General features: G+C 36.7%; 23 protein-coding genes. 18 read left to right on the top strand and 5 right to left on the bottom strand.

Annotated features, from left to right (window positions below):
• Window positions 1-51: 51 nt before the first annotated feature.
• Window positions 52-813 (top strand): tRNA isopentenyl-2-thiomethyl-A-37 hydroxylase MiaE, encoded by a 762-nt coding sequence (miaE, locus tag IE155_RS06840; RefSeq protein WP_189377486.1) that lies wholly within the window; start codon window positions 52-54, stop codon window positions 811-813.
• 75 nt (window positions 814-888) lie between these two features.
• Complete coding sequence (locus tag IE155_RS06845) at window positions 889-2766, top strand: DUF885 domain-containing protein (protein ID WP_189377487.1); 1878 nt, start codon at window positions 889-891, stop codon at window positions 2764-2766.
• A gap of 67 nt (window positions 2767-2833) precedes the next feature.
• Here IE155_RS06845 and IE155_RS06850 read toward each other — a convergent pair whose 3' ends face one another.
• The 3 genes from IE155_RS06850 to nadK form a co-directional block, all read right to left on the bottom strand.
• The gene (locus tag IE155_RS06850) at window positions 2834-3181 is read right to left on the bottom strand and encodes an outer membrane protein assembly factor BamE (protein WP_189377488.1); all 348 of its coding nucleotides are present in this window, start codon (window positions 3179-3181) and stop codon (window positions 2834-2836) included.
• Window positions 3182-3275: 94 nt separating this feature from the next.
• Complete coding sequence (gene recN / locus IE155_RS06855; protein WP_189377489.1) at window positions 3276-4940, bottom strand: DNA repair protein RecN; 1665 nt, start codon at window positions 4938-4940, stop codon at window positions 3276-3278.
• Between the two features lie 268 nt (window positions 4941-5208).
• Window positions 5209-6090, bottom strand: coding sequence for an NAD(+) kinase (nadK, locus tag IE155_RS06860; protein ID WP_189377490.1), 882 nt, complete (start codon window positions 6088-6090; stop codon window positions 5209-5211).
• Between the two features lie 156 nt (window positions 6091-6246).
• Here nadK and grpE point away from each other — a divergent pair, with 156 nt between their 5' ends.
• The 4 genes from grpE (at window position 6247) to IE155_RS06880 (ending at window position 11134) form a co-directional block, all read left to right on the top strand.
• On the top strand, window positions 6247-6885 hold the full coding sequence (gene grpE / locus IE155_RS06865) for a nucleotide exchange factor GrpE (RefSeq protein WP_189377491.1): 639 nt from the start codon (window positions 6247-6249) through the stop codon (window positions 6883-6885).
• A 170-nt stretch (window positions 6886-7055) separates the two neighbouring features.
• Window positions 7056-8978 (top strand): molecular chaperone DnaK, encoded by a 1923-nt coding sequence (dnaK, locus tag IE155_RS06870; protein ID WP_189377492.1) that lies wholly within the window; start codon window positions 7056-7058, stop codon window positions 8976-8978.
• Window positions 8979-9195: 217 nt separating this feature from the next.
• Window positions 9196-10332 carry a molecular chaperone DnaJ gene (dnaJ, locus tag IE155_RS06875; protein WP_189377493.1) on the top strand — a complete coding sequence of 379 codons (1137 nt, stop codon included), beginning with the start codon at window positions 9196-9198 and terminating at the stop codon, window positions 10330-10332.
• Between the two features lie 133 nt (window positions 10333-10465).
• The gene (locus IE155_RS06880; RefSeq protein WP_189377494.1) at window positions 10466-11134 is read left to right on the top strand and encodes a hypothetical protein; all 669 of its coding nucleotides are present in this window, start codon (window positions 10466-10468) and stop codon (window positions 11132-11134) included.
• Between the two features lie 15 nt (window positions 11135-11149).
• Here the strand turns inward: IE155_RS06880 and IE155_RS06885 are convergent, their stop codons facing one another.
• Window positions 11150-11629: an Lrp/AsnC family transcriptional regulator gene (locus tag IE155_RS06885; RefSeq protein ID WP_189377495.1), complete on the bottom strand. Its 480-nt coding sequence runs from the start codon at window positions 11627-11629 to the stop codon at window positions 11150-11152.
• 270 nt (window positions 11630-11899) lie between these two features.
• Here IE155_RS06885 and IE155_RS06890 point away from each other — a divergent pair, with 270 nt between their 5' ends.
• The 9 genes from IE155_RS06890 (at window position 11900) to IE155_RS06930 (ending at window position 19921) form a co-directional block, all read left to right on the top strand.
• On the top strand, window positions 11900-14692 hold the full coding sequence (locus IE155_RS06890; protein WP_189377496.1) for a monovalent cation/H+ antiporter subunit A: 2793 nt from the start codon (window positions 11900-11902) through the stop codon (window positions 14690-14692).
• On the top strand, window positions 14692-15033 hold the full coding sequence (locus IE155_RS06895; RefSeq protein ID WP_189377497.1) for a Na+/H+ antiporter subunit C: 342 nt from the start codon (window positions 14692-14694) through the stop codon (window positions 15031-15033). The genes IE155_RS06890 and IE155_RS06895 overlap by 1 nt, the downstream gene beginning before the upstream one ends.
• Entirely contained in the window at window positions 15030-16574 is a 1545-nt protein-coding gene (locus IE155_RS06900; protein WP_189377498.1) for a monovalent cation/H+ antiporter subunit D, read from the top strand. Before IE155_RS06895 ends, IE155_RS06900 begins: the two co-directional genes overlap by 4 nt.
• Entirely contained in the window at window positions 16574-17110 is a 537-nt protein-coding gene (locus IE155_RS06905; RefSeq protein WP_189377499.1) for a Na+/H+ antiporter subunit E, read from the top strand. The genes IE155_RS06900 and IE155_RS06905 overlap by 1 nt, the downstream gene beginning before the upstream one ends.
• Window positions 17104-17373: a K+/H+ antiporter subunit F gene (locus tag IE155_RS06910; RefSeq protein WP_189377500.1), complete on the top strand. Its 270-nt coding sequence runs from the start codon at window positions 17104-17106 to the stop codon at window positions 17371-17373. The genes IE155_RS06905 and IE155_RS06910 overlap by 7 nt, the downstream gene beginning before the upstream one ends.
• Window positions 17374-17383: 10 nt before the next feature.
• Entirely contained in the window at window positions 17384-17716 is a 333-nt protein-coding gene (locus IE155_RS06915) for a Na+/H+ antiporter subunit G (RefSeq protein ID WP_189377501.1), read from the top strand.
• Between the two features lie 196 nt (window positions 17717-17912).
• Entirely contained in the window at window positions 17913-18440 is a 528-nt protein-coding gene (locus IE155_RS06920) for an elongation factor P hydroxylase (RefSeq protein ID WP_308433816.1), read from the top strand.
• Window positions 18433-19575: an ATP-NAD kinase family protein gene (locus IE155_RS06925; protein ID WP_189377503.1), complete on the top strand. Its 1143-nt coding sequence runs from the start codon at window positions 18433-18435 to the stop codon at window positions 19573-19575. The genes IE155_RS06920 and IE155_RS06925 overlap by 8 nt, the downstream gene beginning before the upstream one ends.
• 73 nt (window positions 19576-19648) lie before the next feature.
• Window positions 19649-19921: a YfcL family protein gene (locus IE155_RS06930; RefSeq protein ID WP_189377504.1), complete on the top strand. Its 273-nt coding sequence runs from the start codon at window positions 19649-19651 to the stop codon at window positions 19919-19921.
• A gap of 46 nt (window positions 19922-19967) precedes the next feature.
• Here the strand turns inward: IE155_RS06930 and mnmC are convergent, their stop codons facing one another.
• Window positions 19968-21950, bottom strand: coding sequence for a bifunctional tRNA (5-methylaminomethyl-2-thiouridine)(34)-methyltransferase MnmC2/FAD-dependent 5-carboxymethylaminomethyl-2-thiouridine(34) oxidoreductase MnmC1 (gene mnmC / locus IE155_RS06935; RefSeq protein ID WP_189377505.1), 1983 nt, complete (start codon window positions 21948-21950; stop codon window positions 19968-19970).
• A gap of 480 nt (window positions 21951-22430) precedes the next feature.
• Here mnmC and fabB point away from each other — a divergent pair, with 480 nt between their 5' ends.
• From fabB to IE155_RS06950, 3 genes are all read left to right on the top strand, one after another.
• The gene (gene fabB, locus IE155_RS06940; RefSeq protein WP_189377506.1) at window positions 22431-23642 is read left to right on the top strand and encodes a beta-ketoacyl-ACP synthase I; all 1212 of its coding nucleotides are present in this window, start codon (window positions 22431-22433) and stop codon (window positions 23640-23642) included.
• A 102-nt stretch (window positions 23643-23744) separates the two neighbouring features.
• On the top strand, window positions 23745-24866 hold the full coding sequence (locus IE155_RS06945; protein WP_189377507.1) for a 4-phosphoerythronate dehydrogenase: 1122 nt from the start codon (window positions 23745-23747) through the stop codon (window positions 24864-24866).
• A 43-nt stretch (window positions 24867-24909) separates the two neighbouring features.
• Entirely contained in the window at window positions 24910-25929 is a 1020-nt protein-coding gene (locus IE155_RS06950; RefSeq protein ID WP_189377508.1) for an aspartate-semialdehyde dehydrogenase, read from the top strand.
• Window positions 25930-25952: the final 23 nt, after the last annotated feature.

Consider the following 25952-nt stretch of genomic DNA (forward strand, 5'->3'; position numbering starts at 1 on the left):
ACTATGATAAAATAAACACAATATTTAATGTAATTATTTGTAGTTTTAGCAATGCCCGTTGAAAAATTATTAGCACCTATCAAGTCTTTTCTTCTTTGTGAAACCCCTCAAGCGTGGATAGATAAAGCGGTGAAAAAAGAAAATTTACCGATTATTTTGATTGATCACTTAATTTGTGAATTAAAAGCCGCGCAATCGGCAATGTTTTTAATCCGTAAATATGCAGTTGATAAAGATAGTGGTGATGCTTTGCTTGCATGGTTGCAACCTTTTGAAACCTTTATCTATAAAAGAGAAGGTGATTGGCGCGAACTTCCTACTAAAAACAATTTAACTAAGTCAGTGATACCGCGTTCAGATTCAAAATATGGCCAAGATCTAATTGATAAAATGGTTCTATTGATTAAAGAAGAGCTACACCATTTTTACCAAGTACTTGAAATCATGGATGAGTATGGCGTTGAATATAAAAGTATTACGCCGTGTCGTTATGCAAAAGGGATGTTGCGCCATGTTAAAACTTTCGAGCCTGATGCTTTAGTCGATAAATTAATTGTTGGGGCTTATATTGAAGCTCGCTCATGTGAACGTTTTGCTAAACTTGCTCCACATGTGGATAAACGTTTAGGTGATTTTTATATTTCGTTATTGCGTTCTGAAGCACGGCATTATCAAGATTATTTATCGCTTGCTGAAAACATAGCAGGCAAAGACATTACCGAAAGAGTTAAATTCTTTGGTCAAAAAGAATTTGAGCTTATTTCAACAACAGATACCGACTTTAAGTTTCATAGTGGTATACCTGTTTTATAGCTATTTGACTATTTTCTGTTTATTCTCTTACAGGTAAAAACAATAAATTAAAGAATAAAATTAGGAATTTCTTTTATGAAACTTATACTAACACTTCTTGCAGCGTCGGTTTTGACTGCATGCCAACCTGATTCATCGTCGAGTGAACAAAATAATAATACTGCTAGTACTCAAGCACCAGTAATACAAAAAACAGAGCAAGCTCAACAGTCTGAGACTCAGCGTTTAAATGAATGGTTTGCAATAAAATATGAAGAACAATTGCAAATGAGCCCTATGAGATTGACCTTTTTGGGACGAAAAACTAAGTATGATCAAATTGATGATATGAGTGAAGCGGCTGAGAAAAAGCAGCTAGCATGGCAAAAGCAAACGGTTGATGAGCTTAGTAACAAATTCGATTATCAGTTGCTCGATGTAGAAGGCAAAATATCTTACGACATATGGGTTTATCAATACGAGCAAGCCGCAGCGGGACAAGCTTTTAATAAAAACGCTTATATATTTACTCAGTTTAATGGAATCCAATCTTTTGCAGCTCAATTTTTAATTAACTTTCATAAAGTTGAAGAAGAAAGTGATATGAGTGCATACAACAAGCGAATTACAGGGATAGCTAATGCCATAGACCAGTTACTTGTACGCGCTAAAGAAAATGCTAGTGCTGGTGTTCGTCCGCCAAGGTTTGCCTATCAAGGTGTTATTGCTGAGGCTAAAGGTTTAATTGCTGGCGCACCATTTACTGATAGTGAGATTGATTCACCTCTTTGGTCCGATGCTAAAAGAAAGGTCGCGAGTTTACTTGATAGTAGCAAAATAGATCAAGCTAAAGCAGATGAACTTAAAGCTAATGCAAAAGCCGCATTACTAAATGACTTCCTCCCTAGCTATAAAGCTTTAGCCGCTTGGTTTGAGGCTGACATTGTAAATACTGATGAAATTGCACGAGGCGTATCTAGTCACCCTAACGGTGATGCATTCTATGATCATCAATTAGCAGCATCTACAACAACTGAACTAACTGCAGATGAAATTCATAATATTGGTTTATCAGAAGTGTCTCGCATTACTACTGAGATGCTAAAGATCAAAGATAAAGTGGGTTTTGAAGGTGACTTACAAGATTTTTTCACATTTATCAAAACAGATAAACAGTTTTTCTTTAGTAATACCGATGAAGGTAGACAAGGCTATATTGATGAAACAGAAGCTCATTTAGCTGAGATAAATAAAAAACTACCAGAATTTTTTGGTGTGTTACCTAAAGCTAAATTAGTGGTTAAGCGTGTTGAAGCGTTTAGAGAGCAAGATGGTGCTGCGCAACATTATTTCCCTGGAACGCCAGATGGTTCACGTCCTGGTGTTTATTACGCTCATTTATCTGACATGTCAGCAATGCCGAAAAATGAAATGGAAGGTGTGGCATACCATGAAGGTAATCCGGGTCATCATATGCAAATTTCAATAGCGCAAGAGCTGACTTCTGTTCCTCAGTTTAGAACCCAAGCAAACTTTACAGCATATAGTGAAGGGTGGGGGTTATATGCTGAACTTTTGGCAAAAGAAATGGGCGGTTATCAAAATGATTTTTCTGATTTTGGTCGATTAGTAAATGAAATGTGGCGAGCAGTTCGATTAGTGGTAGATACTGGTTTACATTCTAAAGGTTGGACTGAAGAGGAAGCCATTGCTTATTTCAAAGAAAAAACCCCTATTGCTGAAGAAGCGATAGTTTCCGAAGTTAGACGTTATTTAGTTCTTCCGGGACAAGCTACTGCTTATAAGGTTGGAATGCTTAAAATTATGGAATTACGAGCTACAGCTGAAAAAACTTTAGGTGATAAATTCGATATTAAAGGGTTTCACGATACAGTGCTAGGTGGTGGAGCTATGCCATTATCGATTCTTGAAAGGAGAATTAAAGCCTGGATAGATACTCAGAAAGCTATTTAATTCGAGTCTTTAAATGTAAAAGCCAGCTTGATTGCTGGCTTTTTAATATTTAAGACTAGAACCAAGATTAATTAATCATTGGCGTATTAAAGCTTTCAGGTAACTCGAAGTCACCCTCTGCAGATATTAATTTGTTGTCTTTAAACTTTACAACAAATTTTTTCTCAGCATCAAAGTCTGAATTTCGACCTGATTTAAAACGATAGACATAATGCCATACATCAGAATCAAAACTATCTACAACTACAGGGCTTCCAAGTACGTACTTAACTTGCTCTTTCGTCATTTCTATTTGAAGTTTATCAATATCTCTCTGTTCTAAGTAGTTACCTTGTGGAATGTCAATGCGATAAACCCAGCTTGAACACGCACTGATAGATAAACATAAAACTACGGCAAATAATCGAAATAACATGGTATTAGTAGACACCCTTTAACAAATGAAGTGGGATAATAACTAAGCAGGCCATGAGATACAAAGAAATTTTACAATTTCATGGTATTTAATTTTACCCAGCAAGTAATTCTTGGGCGTTAGCTAAGCTATTATCAGTAATTTTATCACCCGCTAATAAGCGAGCAATTTCTTGGACTCTACCATTTTCAGTAAGTTCCGTAACGGTTGTTTCTGTATGTTCACCATCAGTTAATTTAGCAACAAATAGTTGCTGTCTGCCTTTGCTTGCTACTTGAGGTAAGTGAGTAACACAAATTACTTGTGTACTTTGAGATAACTGTTGAAGTTTTTTTCCAACCATTGAAGCGGTTGGCCCACTAATACCTACGTCTACTTCATCAAAAATAAGCGTGGGAGTGATTACTTTAGCTGACAATATTACTTGCATGGCTAAACTAATGCGTGAAAGTTCACCACCGGAGGCTACTTTATTCATAGCTTCTAATGCTTGGCCAGGATTTAAACTAACAAGAAACTCTACATTGTCAGTGCCGGAGCTGCTGATCTTTTCAGTGCTACTATAGTTTACATTAATTGCAAATTTGCCATGTGGCATATTAAGTTCATTCATACTGGCGCTGATCAACTGACTCAATTTGTTAGCGGATGATTTTCTTGATGTAGATAGTTGTTCTGCTGCTTGTTGATAGGTAATTTTAGTTTGTTCTATTTCATCTGCAACACTAGTTAACCTTGATTCGTCCATGGTCATTTGTTGTAACTCAGTATTCAATTGTTGATGAAGTTCATAAAGTTTGTCAGGTGATATTTGATGCTTTTTAGCTAACTGAATGATTTGAGAATAACGCTCTTCAATGACTTGGTAATTTTGTGGGTCTAATTCTAGTCGCTCGTAATAATGAGTTAGTTCGCTGGCAGCATCTTCAACTTGAATTAATGAACTATTAATTTGCTCGGTAAGCGGTTGTAAGGTTTTATCAAGTAAACTTAAATTTGTTAATTGATCTTCTACCTTGCGAAGTTGATCAACAATATTATAGTTTTCGTCATTACTGAGAATTTGTAATGCTTGTAAGCTTTCGTTAAGGATATGTTGACCGTTACTTTGCTTTTTATATTCGATCTCTAAAGTCTCAAATTCTCCTTGTTGAACAGAAAATTCATTTAATTCATTGACTTGATATTGCAGTAATTGTTGTTTGGCTTCACGTTGTGTTTTGCTTTCAAGTAAAAGGTCGTACTCTTTAGTAAGCTCTTTATACTTATTATAATAATGTTTTACATTTTCTAATAAGTCATCATGATTAGCATATTGATCTAGAATATTTCGTTGCTCAAGTGCTTTAGTGATAAGTTGGTGATCATGTTGGCCATGAATATTAATTAATAATTGCCCCACTTCTTTTAGCTGAGCTAAAGGTACTTGACTACCATTTATATAAGCTTTTGAACGACCTTCAGCAGAAATTACTCGTCGTAAAATGCATTCATTATCTGAATGTAAATCATGTTGATTTAACCAATGAAGTACTTGCGGATTTTTACTCACATCGAAGGTAGCAGCTAACTCTGCTTTTTTGCAATTAGGTCTAACTACATTTGTGATGGCTCTATCGCCTAAACATAAACCTAACGCATCAATGGCTATTGATTTACCTGCACCAGTTTCGCCAGTAATAGTGGTCATGCCTTGCTGCCAGTCAATATCAAGGGAGCGAACGATAGCAAAATTTTGAATATTAAGTTGTAAAAGCATAAGTAAAAACACTGTATATAATATTAGGTGTTAATTTATACAGTGTTTTAAGGTTTTGCAATAGCTAAATAAATTTAATTGTTAATTTTTTTTCAGCTTATCGTTAACCTTAGTTAATAGGCGATATTATTTTATCAAAAGACAAGGGAAAACTTGCCTTTGATAACTACTCGGTTGTTATAACGTAATATTTTTTTAATGTTAGAGATTGCTCATTATCATTAAAAATAAGATATCAGTTAAATTGCGTATAACCTCCATAGTTCCTTTAGTAAAGTTTATTACCCCAACTTAACTTATTTCTTAACACATTAAAGTAATTATGGTCTAAAGGGTGAATTAATCGAAGGGTGTGTTCACTTTTTCTAATAATAACTTCGTCACCAGGTAATACAGCTAATATTACATGGCCATCACAACTTACTTGTAAGTTTTCGTAATTTTCATTAGCTAAGGCGAGTTTTATTTCACTGTTGCCATCAACGACAATAGGGCGGCTAGTGAGTGTATGTGGAAACATAGGCACTAATGATAATGCGTTTAAATTAGGTGTTAAAATAGGGCCACCGGCAGACATTGAATAAGCAGTCGAGCCTGTGGGGGTAGAAATAATTAAACCGTCAGAGCGTTGACTAAACATGAAGCTGTTATCGATATATACTTCAAATTCAATCATGCTGGCAACTTTACCCGCATGGAGCACAGCCTCATTAACAGCGGTATTGCTGCTTTTTAATTTTCCATGGCGATAAACTTCAGCTTCGATCAGAAACCGTTGTTCAGATCGTGATTCTCCCTTTAAAATTTGCTCTAAAGGCGAAATTAAGTCATTAGGTGATATATCAGTTAAAAAGCCTAAATTACCTCTATTGACTCCGATCACGCCAATATTATAACAAGATAGCACTCGTGCTGCGCCTAACATATAACCGTCACCGCCGACAACAATAGCTAAATCAGCAAGTTCACCTATGCTTGTTAAGTTCTGTACATTCATTTCAGGTAGTTTAAGGGAGCTAGCTACAGTGTTTTCAATAAGCACGTTATAATTATGATCGAGTAAATATTGATAAAGTGCAGTTATCGTTGCTTTGGCACCTTTATGATTGGGTTTTCCAATTAAACCTATAGTGGAATATAGTTTGCTCATGCTTAACGTCTTGTTACATTTCGGTAATACTGCCAGTTTCGCTGTATTTTATCTTGATGTAAAGACAGCTTTTTACGAAATGTTATCAATTTGAACTTGAATCGTAATCACTAGCCCCCATAATTAGCATCAGTAGATTTTAAGTTGGAGCTTTTCATGACAACACAGTCAAACGAAAATAAAAATGAACAAGAGTTAACCCCAGAAGAAATAGCGGCTCAAGAAATTATTGATCAAGCGGAAGAGCAAGTAGAATCACAATTAGATTTTTCTGCTAATGCTATTGGTGAAGACCAAGAAAAAATTAATGAATTAGAGCTTGCTCTTGCTGCTGCTCAGTCAACAGTTGCAGATCAGAAAGATTCTGTTATCAGAGCAAAAGCTGAAGTCGATAATGTTCGTCGTCGTGCGGCACAAGATGTTGAAAAAGCACGTAAATTTGCACTGGAAAAATTTGCCAGTGAATTATTACCTGTCGTTGACAATTTAGAGCGTGCTATTGCCAGTGTCAATGCCGAAGATGAAACTCAAAAAGCGATAGCCGAAGGGGTTGAACTTACTTTACAAAGCTTGTTATCGGCATTGGGGAAATTTGGAATTAATCCGGTTGATCCACAAGATCAACCTTTTAACCCTGAATTACACCAAGCTATGTCAATGCAAGAAGTAGAAGGTGTTGAACCTAATACAGTTATTGCAGTGATGCAAAAAGGCTATGAACTTAATGGACGTTTAATTAGACCAGCTATGGTGATGGTGTCAAAAGCTTCACCTTCAGTTGATACCTCTGCGTAAATTAACTGGCATAAATATGGGCCAGCATTGTTGCTGGCCTTTTTATTGGGGAAATATTTTGTAACATTTTAAAATTTTTTTAATTTTCTCTATTGAAAAAGTTTTTACTGCCCCCACTAATTAATCAACAACAGATTTATTATTTATTTTAGTATTCGGAGATCCTCAAGATGGGCAAAATTATAGGTATTGACCTAGGGACAACAAACTCTTGTGTTGCTGTTTTAGATGGCGACAAAGTACGTGTTATTGAAAATGCTGAAGGCGATCGTACAACACCTTCAATTATTGCATATGCAGAAGATGGTGAAACGTTAGTTGGCCAACCAGCTAAACGTCAATCAGTAACTAACCCAAAAAACACATTATTCGCAATTAAGCGTTTAATTGGTCGTCGCTTTGAAGATAAAGAAGTTCAACGCGACATTGATATTATGCCATTTGGTATTGTCAAAGCTGATAACGGTGATGCTTGGGTAACAGCACGTGATAAAAACGTAGCTCCACCACAAGTTTCTGCTGAAGTTTTAAAGAAAATGAAAAAAACTGCAGAAGATTACTTAGGTGAAGAAGTTACTGAAGCGGTAATTACTGTTCCTGCTTACTTTAATGATTCACAACGTCAAGCAACTAAAGATGCTGGTCGTATCGCAGGACTTGAAGTGAAGCGTATTATTAACGAGCCTACGGCTGCTGCGTTAGCATACGGTATGGACAAGCAAGAAGGTGACAAAGTTGTTGCTGTATACGATTTAGGTGGTGGTACATTCGATATCTCAATTATTGAAATTGATGAAGTTGAAGGCGAGCACACATTTGAAGTATTAGCGACTAACGGTGACACTCATTTAGGTGGTGAAGATTTTGATAACCGTTTAATTGATTATTTAGTTGCTGAATTTAAGAAAGACTCAGGTATGGATTTAACAAAAGATCCATTAGCAATGCAACGTTTGAAAGAAGGTGCTGAAAAAGCTAAATGTGAACTTTCTTCTGCACAATCTACAGATGTGAATTTACCTTACATTACTGCTGATGCTTCTGGTCCTAAGCACATGAACATCAAGATCAGCCGTGCTAAATTAGAATCATTAGTAGAAGATATGGTTAAAGCAACATTAGAGCCGCTTAAACAAGCGCTTAAAGATGCGGATTTATCGGTAAGTGATGTTAATGATGTTATTTTAGTGGGTGGTCAAACACGTATGCCACTAGTACAAAAAACTGTTACTGAGTTTTTTGGTAAAGAGCCTCGTAAAGATGTTAACCCTGATGAAGCTGTAGCTGCCGGTGCTGCCATTCAAGGTGGTGTATTATCTGGTGATGTAACTGACGTATTATTGTTAGATGTTACACCTTTATCATTAGGTATTGAGACTATGGGTGGTGTGATGACTAAAGTTATCGAGAAAAACACAACTATCCCAACTAAGCAGTCTCAAACATTCTCAACAGCAGACGATAACCAAGCTGCAGTAACGGTTCATGTTGTACAAGGTGAGCGTAAACAAGCATCAGCGAACAAGTCTTTAGGGCAGTTTAACCTTGAAGGTATTGATCCTGCACCACGTGGTACACCACAAATCGAAGTGACTTTTGATATCGATGCTGATGGTATTTTACATGTAACAGCGAAAGATAAAAATACAGGTAAAGAGCAAAAAATTACTATTAAAGCCTCTTCTGGTTTATCTGATGATGAAGTAGATCAAATGGTACGTGATGCAGAAGCTAACGCTGATGCAGACGCTAAATTTGAAGAGTTAGTTACAGCGCGTAACCAAGCTGACGGTATGATACATGCTACTCGTACGCAAGTTACTGAAGCTGGTGATGACTTACCAAGTGAAGATAAAGAGAAAATTGAAACGGCTATTACTGAATTAGAAACAGCGATCAAAGGCGATAGCAAAGAAGAAATTGATGCTAAATCTCAAGCATTAATGGAAGCTTCAGCTAAGTTAATGGAAATTGCTCAAGCGAAAGCTCAAGCAGGCGCTGCACCAGAAAGTGAAGCTCCAGAAGCTAATGCACAACAGTCAGGCGATGATGTGGTTGATGCTGAGTTTGAAGAAGTAAAAGACGACAAATAGTTGTTTAGTTTAATTCGCGCTAGTTTAATTGTAAATTATCCGGATTAACAATACTGTAAACGAAATATAGAGCGTCGATTTTATCGGCGCTTTACTATATAAAATCTATAGAAATTATAGATACTAATTTTCATAATGGTTTAATTTGTTAGTGAATTAATCATGTAACTAAAGTCATTGAGCAAATTGGTATCATTTGATGTGAAGTATATAAACTATGTCTAAAAGAGATTATTACGAAGTTCTAGAAGTGGCTAAAGATGCCAGTGAACGCGATATTAAAAAAGCTTATAAACGTCTAGCGATGAAATTTCATCCTGACCGTACAAAGGGTGATAAAGCCAAAGAAGAAACTTTTAAAGAAATTAAGGCAGCTTATGAAGTCTTAAGTGATGATCAAAAGCGCGCAGCCTATGACCAATACGGTCATGCAGCCTTTGAGCAAGGTGGCATGGGTGGCGGTGGCTACGGCGGCGGTCAAGACTTTGGTGATATTTTTGGCGATGTTTTTGGTGACATTTTTGGTGGTGGTCGTCGTGGTGGTGGACAATCTCGTGCTCGTAGAGGTTCAGACTTACGCTACAACTTAGATCTTAGCCTCGAAGAAGCCGTTAAAGGTAAAACGTTAGAAATTAAAGTGCCTACTTATGTTAGTTGTGAGCCTTGTGATGGTAGTGGTGCTAAAAAAGGCACTAGTGCTAAAACATGTACGACTTGTCATGGGCATGGCCAAGTACAAATGCGCCAAGGGCTTTTTGCGGTACAACAAACGTGTCCGACTTGTTCTGGTAAAGGTCAAGTTATTAGTGATCCTTGTCCCGTATGTCGTGGTCAGGGCCGAGTTGAAAAAACTAAAACTTTATCAGTTAAAATACCACCTGGTGTAGACACTGGTGATAGAATTCGCCTTTCAGGTGAAGGTGAAGCTGGCGAGCATGGAGCACCAGCGGGTGATTTATATGTACAAGCTAATGTAAGAGAACATAAGATATTTGTTCGAGATGAGAATAATCTATTTTGTGAAGTTCCTATTAGTTTCACTACAGCAGCGTTAGGTGGAGAGATTGAAGTACCGACACTTGAAGGCAAAGTGAAGCTTAAAATACCTAAAGAAACACAAACAGGCAAAATGTTCCGTCTTCGTGGCAAAGGTGTTAAATCAGTTCGTAGTGCAACTGTTGGTGATTTAATGTGTAAGGTCGTGATTGAAACACCGGTTAACTTATCAGGTGATCAAGCGGATCTTCTTCGTCAATTAGATGAAAAAATGGGTAAAAGCTCAAAGAAACATAGCCCAAAAGAAACAGGCTTCTTTGATGGTGTAAAAAAATTCTTTGATGACTTAAAATCTTAAGTATTAGAGCGTTCTTGATTTAAAAGCCTTGCATTGCAAGGCTTTTTTATTGAAGTAATTTTTATTTTCATTGGCTTTTATCTACAAATAGCGCTTAACTTAATGTGTTGCTGGTATTAAATAGGTATTTATAATGTTTAAGAAAATCACCGTATTAGTCGTACTATGTTTATCTGTTGTTTGCAATATAGCTACCGCAGAAGAAGCAGAGTTACCGCCGATAAACGATCAATACAATAGCGTGCATGGTATGGTGCTTTTTACTAAAAGTTCAATGGTCTACGCTTATAACCTTTCTAAGTATCAATTACCGAATAATGTCCAATTATTATACCAACTTGATATTAAAGATGTTGCGCTATTGCAAATGATTAGAGACGCACAATTAGTGACGATAAAGCCTGAAGCTTTTAATATACAGAGATTAGTACGTGGTGAGGAATTAACCATCAATGCCGATATTTATATGGGGAATTATGAGCGCGATGGTATGTTAGTACACAAAAGTAGGCCGTTAATTTTTGCGAAAAAACTCTATTCACGTTATCTGAATGATCTTGATGAGTCGAGCAATATCCAAGAATATGACGTGGTTGATTTAAACAACAATTACAAAATTTATATCCATAAAATTCAACAAGCGCCTAGTTATGATCATGTACTTTACATTGATGTTGAAGCGAGTTGTTTATCAAGATTTAACACTCGTTCACCAGTCCCTAAGCGCAGTGAATTACAATATAAATTTATTAATTGCGGAACCATGACACCGTTGTATTTTGAAACTCAAGATTTTCAGTAAATAGAAATTTTTTTATCAAATGCCATCATCATCTTCAAAACAAGGTAAAACACCACTTCGGCTATATTCGAAGATTAACGATGTTTCAACTGTTTGCACTTCATCGCGTGAAGTGACAGCATTAAAAACAAATTGGCGTAAATGCTCGCTGTCTTTTACCGACATATGGATAAAATAATCATAATTTCCCCCCATATGGTAAAGGCTCACTATCTCAGGCAATTTTAATAAATCATCTCTTAGCTGATTAACTATTTCTTCAGAATAAGGTTGTAGTCTAATAGCTGCAATTGCTTCAATATTACCGCCAATACTTTTAAAGTTAATTGAGATATGTGAGCCTTTGATGATCCCTTTGGATTTCATGCGCTTTACGCGTTCTAAACATGTTGACGGAGCAATGCCAATTTGAGCGGCTAATTCTTTGTTGGTGATATCAGCATCTTTGTATAATATGGTTAAAATTTGTAAATCTATACTATCGAGCTTTTTCATTGGTCACCTATCATTTGATTATTGCTTGATTAATGTAAATACTACACTTAATACAGGTAGTGAAACCAGTATAAAATACGTATAATTTGAATTTTTGACGTAATTAATTTTATTAACCGAATTTTTTCTCTGCCTTTAGATGTATTTAGGTGGTAAAGTCGTTAATAATTTTACTGTGATATAGTTTGCAAGTGATGTGTCATTTGACATATTATGACTATCTATTTTGGTTCAATCGCTTGTCGTTATAAAAATAAAAAGGTTTATTCTATGACTTTGCTTTGGATACCCCTGTTATCCTTAATTGGCAGTATTATTTCTTCGATGACGGGTAAGTTAACGCGTAATCAATCGACTAGTTTATCGTTATTAATGCCATTTATTGCATTATGTATCACGATTAGTTTTGCACCTGCTGTATTCTCCGGTGAAGAAGTTCGTGAAACCATTTCTTGGATACCATTACTCGGTATTAATATTGCCTTTCGTTTAGATGGTTTAGCACTACTGTTTGTGTTCATGATTATCACAATAGGTATTTTAGTTATTTTCTATGCGCGTTATTACTTAAGTAGTAAGGACTCGATGCCCAAGCTCTATTCTTATTTAATGTTATTTATGACAGCAATGCTTGGCATAGTGATGTCAAATAATGTGATTCAACTTTGGTTCTTTTGGGAACTTACTAGTATTAGCTCATTTTTGCTAATTAGTTACTGGTGGTATAAGTCTGAGGCGCGTAAGGGCGCGATAATGGCTTTAACGATCACTGGTGGTGGTGGTTTAGCGTTATTAGCTGGCTTATTGATAATAAGTAATATCGTGGGTAGTTATAGCTTAGATGTGATTTTAGCGAGCAGAGAACTTATTCAATCACATAATTTATATGAAGTCGCATTAATTTTAGTGCTACTGGGAGCTTTTACTAAATCAGCTCAATTTCCTTTTCATTTTTGGTTGCCACATGCTATGGCAGCTCCAACTCCTGTTAGTGCTTACCTGCATTCAGCTACTATGGTAAAAGCAGGGATATTTTTATTAGCGCGTTTTTATCCTGCGTTAGCTGGAACCGATATTTGGTTTATTATCGTTAGTTTAACTGGGATGACTACATTACTATTTGGCGCTTATGTCGCTTTGTTTAAACATGATTTAAAAGGTTTGCTTGCTTATTCAACCATTAGTCACTTGGGGCTTATTACCTTATTATTTGGTTTAAATACGGAACTTGCTACGGTCGCGGCTATTTTTCATATAATCAATCATGCAACCTTTAAGGCGTCATTGTTTATGGCCACGGGGATCATTGATCATGAAACTGGAACCCGCGATATGAGAAAAATTAACGGTATGTGGCGATATATGCCTTATACCGCGACTTTGGCTATGGTTGCAGCTGCCTCCATGGCGGGTGTGCCATTATTAAACGGCTTCTTGTCTAAAGAGATGTTTTTTGCTGAAACGTTACATCAGCAATTACTTGGCTCTATGTCATGGATTATTCCGGTACTTGCAACTATTGCTGGTGCATTCTCTGTCGCTTATTCCGCACGTTTTATTCATGATGTGTTCTTTAATGGTGATCCCATTGACTTGCCAAAAGAGCCGAGTGAGCCGCCGCGTTATATGAGGGTACCCATTGAAATACTGGTGGCTTTGTGTTTATTAGTTGGTATTTTCCCTAATTTTATTGTTGATGATATTTTAACATCAGCGTCTTTCGCTGTTTTAGGTGGCTATGTACCAGAATTTAAAGTGTCTTTATGGCATGGTTTTAATTTACCTTTATTGATGAGTGCTTTTGCGGTTACAGGTGGTTTATTTATGTATACGCAACGACGTCATTTATTTACATTCCAAGCATCACTTCCCCCTTTAAATGCTAAAAAAGCTTTTGATAACAGTATTTATGTCATGATTAAATGGTGTCAACGTAAAATAGGGGCGATAGAAAATGGCTCTTTACAACGTTATTTAATGCTGATGTTTTTAATTGTACTGCTTGGCGCAGGTTGGCCCTTATTTGAAATGCATGAGTTAGTAGGCACCAAAGAGCTTACGCCTGTTAGCATGCATAGTGCAGTTGGCGCTGCATTATTAATGATAGGTGCAATAAGTACTGTTATTTGGTATCGCACCAGAATGGTTTCTTTGTTGATGATTTCTGTGGTGGGTTTGATGGTCTCAGTGGCTTTTACTCGCTTTTCCGCGCCTGATTTAGCATTAACACAATTAACGGTAGAAGTGGTTACTATTGTTTTACTTATGTTAGCGTTGTTTTTCTTACCGCAGCGTTCGCCTAAAGAGTCAAGCTCTATGCGTATTATACGTGATATAAGTATTTCAGCAGGATTAGGTATAGTCGTAGGTAGTATTTGTTATGCACTAATCACTCGCCCATTTGAATCTATCTCCAACTTTTTTATTGCTAACGCTAAAACAGGTGGTGGCGGCACTAATGTTGTTAATGTTATTTTGGTTGATTTTCGTGGGTTTGATACTTTAGGGGAAATTTGTGTATTAGGGATTGCAGCATTAGGTATTTCTAAATTATTGATTAATTTACCACTCTTTATGCCAGGTAGTGACAGTGAAGGGCGACCTTGGGCGAGAGAGCGTTATCCTATTTTGTTAGCAAGTATTTCTCAATCATTATTGCCATTAGCATTATTAGTTTCGGTATATATATTCTTACGTGGCCATAACCTGCCTGGTGGTGGATTTATTGCGGGCTTAATAACGGCTATTGCTTTTATTTTACAATATATCGCTCATGGTTCGAATTGGATATCAGAACGCTTAACCATAAACTATAGAAAAATTATTGCATCTGGCCTTGCTATTGCACTATTAACAGGTGTTGGTAGTTGGTTTTTTGGTAGACCTTTTATGACAACCTGGTTTGATTATTTCGATATTCCTTTTATTGGAAATATTGAACTAGCAAGTGCTTTAGTTTTTGATCTCGGTGTTTATATTACGGTAGTAGGGGCAACATTAATGATATTAGCACACCTTGGTGAATTAACTGCTAATGCGCCTAAAGAAGAGGTGAATATTTAATGGAATTACTTTATGCAGCTAGCGTTGGAATTTTGGTTTCTTGTGGCGTATTTTTAATTTTACGCTCAAGAACATTCCCCGTAGTGTTAGGGTTAACCATGCTTTCTTATGCGGTTAACTTATTTTTATTTTCATCAGGTAGGCTAAGTCTCAATAGTGCTGTTGTTCTTGGGCACAGTAGTGAATATGCTGATCCATTACCGCAGGCTTTTGTTTTAACTGCAATTGTAATTGGTTTTGCTATGACCGCATTTGTGGTTATTTTAGCGATAAGAGGCCGAGCTGATTTAGGGAATGACCATGTTAACGGACAAGTGCCAGAAAATAAGGTGAAGAGATGATTCAGCATTTGACTTCATTACCTGTATTACTGCCTATGTTGGCAGGCATCCTTTTATTAATGCCACCTTGTGGAAAAAACCAAAGTCTTAGACGTTTTGTTTCTGTTACGCTTAGTGTTGTCACATTTTTAATTTCAATTGTTTTATTATTAAAAGTGCAAGCAGATGGTACCCAGGTTTATGCTATTGGTGACTGGAGTGCCCCGTTTGGCATTGTATTAGTTGCAGATCCTCTCTCTACGTTATTAACTTCTTTAACAGCATTATTGGGCATTGTATGTGTTTTATATGCAAGTGCTGGCGATGATGCAAAAGGTAGTTTTTTTCACCCGCTCGTGCACTTTTTAATTTTTGGTGTAAATGGTGCATTTTTAACGGGAGATGCTTTTAACTTATTTGTATTTTTTGAAGTATTACTTATAGCTTCATATGCTTTATTAATGCATGGTGGAGATAAAAAAAATACTCGGGCTGCATTACAATACGTAATAATGAACCTTGTAGGTTCTGCGGTGTTCTTAATCGCTCTAGGTGTACTATACGGCGTTTTAGGCACTTTGAATATGGCTGATATGGCACAAAAAGTAGGGCTTTTACAAGGAGATGATGTTTATCTTGCGAAAATTGGTGGTTTATTATTACTAGTCGTTTTTGCTTTAAAAGGCGCTTTACTACCTTTACATCTATGGTTACCTAATACTTATGCCACTGCGATACCTATTGTTGCTGCATTATTTGCGATAATGACCAAAGTAGGTGTGTACTCAATGATGCGCGTTTATACATTGATTTTTGGCGATGATGCAGGCGAATTAGCTCATATGGCGCAAGATTGGTTATGGTGGTTAGCACTTGCTACTATTGTTATGGGAGCCGTGGGCGTGCTAGCAAGCCAAGATTTACGAAAACTAATCGCTAATTTGGTTATTGTTTCTGTAGGCACTTTAGTTGCTTTAGTTACAGTACAAACAGTGGAGGCTAGTTCGGCTGCTATATATTATCTAGTTCATTCTACTTTAGTTACCGCAGCACTTTTTATATTAGCCGATTTAATTGGTCGTCAACGAGGAAAAGTTGCGGATAGGATCACTGTTGGTACGCCAGTTTCTCAGCCTAAACTATTAGGAACCTGTTTTATTATTGCTGCTGTAGCTGTTATCGGTATGCCGCCTTTATCTGGTTTTATTGGTAAAGTATGGTTGCTAAAATCAACCGTTAATTATGAATACAGCTTTATATTTTGGCCTTTATATTTACTGGCGAGTTTAGCTGTTTTATTTGCTGTTTCTAAAGCTGGAAGTACGGTGTTTTGGCACCATCAAACTAAGTTTGAGGGTAAAGTAACTGATAATAGATCGCCGGAAAGAATACAACAAGAGCGTGTTCAACCGGCTGAATTAGCGGCATTATTAATTTTAATTGTTAGTGCGCCATTAATGAGTATTTTTGCCGGACCATTGAGTGAATATGCCATAGATGCAGCTACTCAATTACATGACTTTAATAATAATATTAACATTATTCTTTCGGGAGACCAGTAATGCGACTAGAAACTCGATTTAAATGGTTACCTACTCCTATTACCAGTACATTATTGTTCCTTGTTTGGTTACTTTTAAATAATAGTGTATCTACAGGGCATATTGTTTTAGCATTGATTCTTGCTATTACTATTCCTTTGATAACCAGTCCTTTTAGAACTAAACAACCATTAATTATTAAACCAGTTTTAGCTATTCGTCATTTAATGTTGGTTTTATACGATATTATTACTGCTAATGTTCAGGTTGCCATTTTAATTTTAGGCCCAACTAAAAAGTTGACTCCAGGTTTTGTTAAAGTTCCTTTGGACTTAACGCATAGTATGCCCATTACCATTTTGGCCAGTACAGTATCCTTAACGCCAGGTACCGTTAGCGCCGAAGTTTATCCATGGCGTGAATGTTTTGTAGAAGGTCAAAAACCACAACAACGCTACTTATTAATCCATGTTTTAAATCTTACCGATGAGCAGGAATTAATCAAAACAATTAAACAGCGTTACGAAGCACCTCTTAAGGAGATATTTCAATGCTAGATACTGTTATATTAATTGTCTTCGCGATGATAGGACTGTCTTTGTTATTAAATGTATGGCGCTTATTAGTAGGACCATCTGTTCCTGATAGAATACTTGCACTTGATACTATGTATATTAATAGTATAGCGCTGATTATTTTATACGGCATGAATATGGGAACGGAATTATATTTCGAAGCGGCTTTATTAATAGCAATGTTAGGCTTTGTTAGTACTGTTGCTGTATGTAAATATTTATTACGCGGCGATATCATCGAATAAAGGGCAAGTTATGACTGAATGGATTATTTCAATATTATTATTAATTGGTGGCTCCTTTGTACTTATTGGCTCTATAGGTTTAGTGAAAATGCCTGATTATTTCATGCGCTTACATGGGCCTACGAAGGCAACAACTTTAGGTATGGCATCTTTGTTAACAGCTGCCATGGTTTTTTTTAGTACGTCACAAGACGCCTTAAGTGTAAAAGAAATTCTAATTTCAATTTTTTTATTATTAACCGCACCTATTAGTGCTTATATGATGATTAAATCAGCTATTCATCATAAACTTGACAGTATTGAGCGTACTCAGGGTAAAGATAATATAGAGGATGATGTTTAACTTTTATAACCTATTAATATACAGCTCAATAACATATACCTAATTGCCTTTACTTTTTACTTTCAATGAGGTTTATTTCTTTGGTAAATAACCTCAATGACAATGTTATTGTTGTCATTTTTCGTTAGAATATGCGCCAAATTATTTAACTTATGTTGCCGCTTTCAAAATAATGCCACATCATTACCAAGATTTAATGACCTTATTTGAAATTACTTTCTATAGCCAATATCGAACAAAATTGGTGAAAGGCGAAAGTGAGCCGGTTTACTTACCTATAAATGAAGAATGTGATTACCACCAAGTTATCTTTGCTCATGGTTATTATTCAAGTGCTTTACATGAGATTGCTCATTGGTGTATTGCAGGGCAAGCTCGCCGCTTATTGGAAGATTACGGTTATTGGTATCTACCTGATGGCCGTGATAAAGAACAGCAAAAGCAATTTGAGCAAGTAGAAGTAAAACCTCAAGCGCTTGAATGGGCATTTTGTGTAGCGTCTAATAAGGCGTTTAATGTTTCCGCTGATAATTTAAACGGTTATGAAGCTGACCATACAAGTTTTCGTTTGAAGGTTTATCAACAAGTAAAAAAATATTTAAAAGAAGGCTTTCCTAAGCGGGCCCAACAGTTTATTGATGTATTAGCTGATTTTTATCAAGTGAATACACCATTGAACTTATCACAATTTGAACTAGATTCTGAGTTATATCAAGATGTTTAAACTAGGTTTAATTATAAATCCTATTGCAGGAATTGGCGGAAGTGTTGCGTTAAAAGGAAGTGATGGTGAAGGCCTTGCTGAACAAGCTTTGTCTTTAGGTGCTAAGGCAAAGGCAAATGAACGAGCTCAACTTGCACTTGAAATATTAAAACCATATGCGGCTCAGATACATATTTATACAGCAAGCGGGCCAATGGGAGAAGATACAGCTAAATCATTAGGCTTTAATGTCAGTGTTGTTCATCACTTAGGGATGCCAGAGTCTGGTGGTAAACAAATAAGCTCAGCTAAAGATACTGAGAATACCGTGCAAGCACTACTCGATGAAGGTATTGACCTGTTGTTGTTTGCTGGTGGTGATGGTACAGCTCGAAATGTATGTAATAAAGTGTCAGATCAATTTCCTGTTTTAGGTATTCCTGCTGGCTGTAAAATACACTCAGGTGTTTATGCTGTTACACCTAAGGCAGCTGGACGTGTGGTAGAGCTTATGGTGACCAATCAATTAGTAACGCTTACAGATGCCGATGTAATGGATATTGATGAATCCCTTTTTCGAGATGGCATTGTTAAAGCAAAACGTTATGGTGAGATGCAAGTCCCTAGTGAATTGCGTTATGTACAGGCAGTAAAGTCAGGCGGAAAAGAGTCTGATGAATTAGTCTTGCAGGATATTGCGGCTGATGTGATTAACCAAATGGAAGAACAATTATTTATTATAGGCTCTGGCTCAACAACAGCATTTTTAATGGAAGAGCTTGCTATTAACAATACGCTTTTGGGGGTTGATGTTATTCAAGAGCAGCAACTTATAATGAATGACGCAACAGAGCCTCAATTGTGGCAATTAATTGAATCTTCAAATCAACCGGTTAAGTTAGTGATCACATTAATTGGCGGTCAGGGTCATATTTTTGGGCGGGGTAACCAGCAGTTGAGTCCGCGCATTATCAACAAAATAGGCAAAGATAATATCATTATCATAGCAACTAAAACTAAATTAATGGCGTTGAATGCTCGACCATTAATTGTTGATACGGGTGACAGTGAAACTGATAAAATGCTATCGGGCTTTATGACAGTAACTACTGGTTATAATGATCAAGTACTTTATCCAGTAGCAAGTCCGCAGTAGTTGCAATTATAAAACTCATAATTACCTAAGTTGGTACAGAATATATTTGGAGAGTAAATCTTTGGAAAATAATTTGAAATTTAATAACCTAACGCAATTGTATCAATATTTAGATGATTTAGTTGCTAATGACGCTAGTAGCGATGAACTGTTTGCAAGTAGCTATTTACGGGGCTTTATTAGTTTATCCGCAAGTCAATTTGGTGATGAATCTCAGGCATTAACAACAGCTTTAGCTAATGATATTACTGAAAAAGTTCAAGCGGCTCGTACTGAGTTGTCACCGGATGATCGCATTATTGTAAAGCAGTATTGGGCTGAATTAAGCCAAGCGTTTACTGCGTAAATTTACAAGGCATTATTATTAATAACCCGCTCATATTAATATTTGGTTAAACATTAACTTGGCGCTTTATTATATCGCGGATAATAAAGCGATTAGGCGCCAAATTAAATAGCATCTGGTTATCTACAGGATAAGGTTGACCACATAAATCCGCGGCAAGAATTTCAGCAAGCAATGGCGCTGTGCATAACCCTCGCGCACCTAAACCCGTTAAAGTATATAAATTATCGATACATGGTGCTGGGGTATTAAAACGCCAGTTTTTATCTTTTGCTAAATGCGCATATGTCTTTTTATGGGCGTCAATATCGGGCATCGCACCTACTACGGGCAGATGATCTGGTGTCATACACCTTAAACGAGCTTTACTTGATGCCACATGATTTAATTGCCAATCGGTGAGACCAGGTAAGCATTTATTAAGCATATTCAAGTTATATTCATCATCAATTTCCTTTTCTTGCATATCAAATGAATCTTTATCAAAGGTTGCTCCAATGCAATGTAGACCTTTATTTTCAGGCGTTAAATAGCCTTTATGACAAATAACTGTCGATAGTTTTCCTATGTTTACATTACTATGCATCGCGCTTATTTGCCCTCTTACCGAGGTTAAAGGCAAGGTTTTATTTACATTTAAAGGAATTGCTTCAGCACCGCCTGTAAGTATAACAACATGCGCATGAATAGCCCCTTCATTGGTATTAATTTGCCATTTTTTATCATCAAGTTGTGTTAATTCGGTAACTTCAATATTGTTTTTTATTCTTAGATTATTAGTGTCATTGGCCGCTTTAAAAAGTTGTTTTACAAGTTCAGCAGGAGCGATCCAACCAGCGCGTGGCATAAATAAGCCACCGTAAGCTAAGGGTAAATTAGCTAGCTTACTTGCTTGTTGGCTATTGACACTATGTATTAATGACTTTGGCCAAGCTTTATTTTGGCTAAATATTTCTTGCCTTTTTATTAAAGAATCTTTGTAAGCAATGTCTAATAACCCACACCAACTATGACTAAAGTGATATCCGTTTTCTAGTAACTGGTGATAAAAACTAATCGCATATTCAAAGGCTTGATGATAAAAAAGGCTTATATCGTCTTGCTGCTGATGTAGTAATGGAAATAATGCACCTATTTTATTACTTGAAGCGCCTTGAGCTACCGTTGAGTCTTTACACAGCAGGGTAACTTTCACACCTTGTTGTGTTAAAGCGTATGCGGCACAAGCAGAAGCAATACCACCACCAATGATTGTTGCAAACTGTGGTTTAACAATTTTTGGGCGAAGTTGGTAAGCCTTACCTAAGTTATTACCTTGTTGAAAAATGCCTATTAAAATTTCTTTCTTCTGGCCTATGTAGGTTTTTCTTGCAAGCCTAAAACCGGCATCAATTAGCTTTCTTCTAACGTGTCCGGCTACGGTAAATGTACTGATACTCGCTTGTGGCTTGGAAAGCCGAGCAATTTGTTCAAATAACGCTACTTGCCACATTTGTGGGTTTTTTGCAGGGGAAAAACCATCTAAGTACCAAGCATCGACTAGTCCGTTTCTAGTAGTGTGAAGTTGTGAAAAACCACTGGTAGCATCTTGAAATAACAAGGTGAGTTTTACTCTACCACCTAATAGTTCAATTGTGCATTGGGGTGAAAATGTCTCGGGGTAATGCTCAAGTAGCAAAGCTGCTTCTTTAGATAAAGTTGGAAAACTGGCTAATGAACGTTGTATTTGTTCCCGAGTTAATGGGGTAATCTCTGCGCTAATAAAATGTAAATTAGTTTGTGGTAATTGTTTATATAGCGATATAAATAGCTTTAAAGTGAGCAAAAAATTTAGTCCAGTACCAAAGCCTGTTTCACCAATGGTAAAGGTGCCTATACTGTTGAGTAACTTCTGCTGAATGTTATTGCCTTGAATGAAAACCTCACTACTTTGTTGGTAGCCAGATTCTGTATCAAAATAAATATCACTGAATTCTTCTGAGTAAGGGGAGCCGTCTGCTCTAAAACTTATGTTTGGGTTATTGATCACAACTTATACCAATTGAACTAATTTATTGATCACTTAGCGAGAATTAAAAGGCTTAGAGGCAAGGCATTGATTGTAGGTAATGGCTGTTCGCTTGTCAAAATTAATAACACAGTCTGTAAGCCTTTAATACTCAGCTCTGAGAGGTTTTTTGTCCACAGATCACAGTACCCAATAAATGAAATATATAATTGAACGGATAACAAAGATACAGCAAGTAAATAGGTAAACTTCAATAACCAGATTAACCTTCGTTTGTTTGTTTAACGCTCACGAATACAACTTTGATTTGGTTAATAAATAGTCTGTTTAGTATTAAGACAAATTTTACTATATCACTGTGATTATTTTACCTATAATTGAGTTTCTTTGTCATGGTTTGCGAAAATCAGTGTACAAGTGTACGCTGGACAGACCAGTATGATGGGTAAATATCTGTATGATACGCCCGTATTTTTTAAAATTTATTAGATGGTAAGTTGAATGAAACGTGTCGTAATCACCGGTTTAGGTATTGTCTCTAGTATTGGCAACAACGCAGAAGAAGTATTAGCCTCATTAAAAGCAGGGCGTTCAGGGATCACAAAATCTGAAAGCTTTGAAGAAAAAGGACTTCGTAGTCAAGTTTGGGGTAATCCAACACTTGATACAAAAGAACATATTGATCGTAAAGCGCTTCGCTTTATGGGTGATGCAGCAGGTTATGCTTATGTTGCTATGCAAGAAGCTATCACCGATGCTAAATTAACGGATGATCAAGTATCAAATTTTAGAACAGGTATTGTCGCTGGTTCTGGTGGCGCTTCATCGGATAATGTTGTTCAAGCAGCAGATACTTTACGTGAAAAAGGCGTAAAGCGTGTAGGTCCTTACGCGGTGCCAAAAACTATGTCGAGCACATGTTCAGCATGTTTAGCTACTCCTTTTAAAATTAAAGGGGTTAATTACTCTATTAGTTCAGCATGTGCTACGAGTGCGCACTGTATTGGACATGCGGCAGAACTAATACAGCTAGGAAAACAAGATATTGTTTTTGCTGGCGGCGGCGAAGAAGTAGATTGGTCATTAGCCATGATGTTTGATGCCATGGGGGCATTATCTTCTAAATATAATGACACACCAGAAAAAGCTTCTCGTACTTATGACGCTAATCGCGATGGTTTTGTTATCTCTGGCGGCGGCGGTATGGTTGTTGTTGAAGAATTAGAGCATGCATTAGCACGAGGTGCACACATTTATGCTGAAATAGTGGGCTATGGTGCAACTTCAGACGGTTACGATATGGTTGCTCCAAGTGGTGAAGGCGCCGTTCGTTGTATGCAGCAAGCAATGCATGGAGTTGAAGGTAAAGTTGATTATTTAAATACGCATGGTACATCGACACCTGTTGGCGATGTTAAAGAGTTGGGAGCTATACAAGAAGTATTTGGTAAAGACTCGCCAGCAATTAGTGCAACTAAAGCCATGACAGGTCACGCATTAGGTGCTGCAGGCGTGCACGAAGCTATTTATTCATTATTAATGATGGAAAATAATTTTGTTGCCCCTTCAATTAATATTGAAACACTCGATGAGCAAGCTCAAGGTTTAGATATTGTGACTGAAATGCGTGAAACTGAAATTAACATGGCAATGTCAAATAGCTTCGGTTTTGGTGGCACCAATGCAACCCTCGTGATGAAAAAATATAAATAACCGTTAACGGTTTACTTAATATTAAGTATTAAAGCCGCTAACGAAAGTTAACGGCTTTTTTTCTATGTGCAACATTATAATAACGTAGTAAATGAAAATTAGATGAATATATTTTACGATGAGAATATGCCATATGCGGCAGATTTTTTTAAAGACATTGGTCATTTACATCCGTTTGCTGGCCGTACATTATCTGCTGAAGCTATCAAAGAAGCAGACGTATTATTGGTTCGTTCAATCACACAAGTAAATAAAACGTTGCTTGAAAAAAATACTCGTTTGAAATTTGTTGGTACTGCAACTATTGGTGTTGATCATATTGATCAAGCTTATTTACAACAACGCGGTATAGGCTTTTCATCATCTCCTGGTTGTAATGCTATCTCTGTTGCAGAATATGTCCTGAGTAGTTTAGTGATATTAGCAGAGCGCTATTGTTTAACCTTATCTGAGATGACAGTTGGTATTGTTGGTGCAGGTAATACAGGCAGCAGACTAAGTGAAAAGTTGGATGCATTAGGAATAAAGTACTTGTTATGCGATCCTTTGTTAGCTGAGCAAAGTTCTGATAAGCGAATCTTTTCCACTTTAGATGAAGTGCTTGCTTGCGATGTAATTTCTTTGCATGTACCTAAAACGATGACAGGTGAGTATGCGACTTATCATTTGCTTGACCATGGTCGATTAAGTCAGTTAAGTGACCAGCAAATTTTAATCAATGCATGTCGTGGTGAAGTTATTGATAATAAGGCATTGTTAGCTTTAAAAAATTCAGGTAGAGAATTCAAATTAGTGCTGGATGTTTGGGAAGATGAACCTAATATTTTGCATGAACTGATCCCTTTTTGTGAAATTTCAACTGCTCATATTGCTGGTTATAGCTTAGAAGGAAAAGCTCGTGGCACAGAAATGCTCTATCAGGCATTATGTCAACAGCTCGAAATAACACCTAAAAAGCAATTGAAAAATTACTTAATAGAAGCAAATATCTCTGGTTTAACAATTAATCAGCCATTTAATGAGATATTACTAAACCAATTAGTGAAATTGGTTTACGATGTGCGTCGAGATGATGGTATATTTCGTCAACAAATTTTTAGTCATGGTTTTGACCATATTCGGAAAAACTATCCTGCTCGTAGAGAGTTTTCCGCAATGAAAATAAGTATGACTGAACAGGCAAAGAGTGATGTTTGGTATCACCTTGGATTTAATAACGTTTAATGATGAAAAACGTTTAAACACAGTAAAGAGAAGAGAGAGGGGCATGGCACAAAAATTTGATGTTTGCGTATTAGGAGCAACAGGACTTGTCGGTAAAACCATTATTGAAATTTTGGAACAAAGAGAATTTCCAGTAAATAAATTATATCCATTAGCCAGCGCTAGAACTGCAGGTGAAATTATTGAATTTAATGGTGAAAGTGTTGAAGTTATTGATGCAGATACCTTTGATTTTAGCTTAGCTCAAATTGGTTTCTTCTCAGCAGGTGGCGATATTTCAGCTAAATTTGCCCCAATGGCGGGTGAAGCAGGTTGTATTGTTATCGATAACACTTCTGAGTTTCGTTATGACGACGATATTCCATTAGTGATCCCAGAAGTTAATCCTCAAGCACTAGCTGATTATCGTAATCGTAATATTATCGCTAACCCTAACTGCTCAACAATTCAAATGTTAGTGGCACTTAAGCCTATTCATGAAGCTGTAGGTATTGACCGTATTAACGTGTGTACTTATCAATCGGTTTCTGGAGCAGGTAAAGAAGCAATGGATGAATTAGCTAAACAATGTGCTGATTTATTAAGTGGTAAGCCGGTTGATCCAAAAGTATTTTCTCGTCAAATTGCATTTAACGTTATTCCACAAATTGATGTATTCCAAGAAAATGGTTACACCAAAGAAGAAATGAAGATGGTTTGGGAAACGCAGAAGATATTAGGTGATAATAGTGTTCGAGTTAACCCAACGGCTGTTCGTGTTCCTGTATTTTTTGGTCATGGTGAAGCGGTACATATTGAAACGCGCTCACCTATTTCAGCTGATGAAGTGAAAGAATTATTAAAACAAGCACCAGGGATCGAAGTTTGTGAAAATGATGAAGATTTCCCTACACAAATTGGTGAAGCAAGTGGTGTTGATGCAACATTTGTTGGTCGTATTCGCGAAGATATCAGTCACAACAATGGCATGAATATGTGGATCGTTGCTGATAACGTGCGTAAAGGTGCAGCAACAAATAGTATTCAAATTGCTGAATTACTAATAAAAGATTACTTATCTTAATCAAGTTAGCTAGGTTCTTTAGC

The organism is Thalassotalea profundi (assembly GCF_014653195.1).
Classification (GTDB): Bacteria; Pseudomonadota; Gammaproteobacteria; order Enterobacterales; family Alteromonadaceae; genus Thalassotalea_B; species Thalassotalea_B profundi.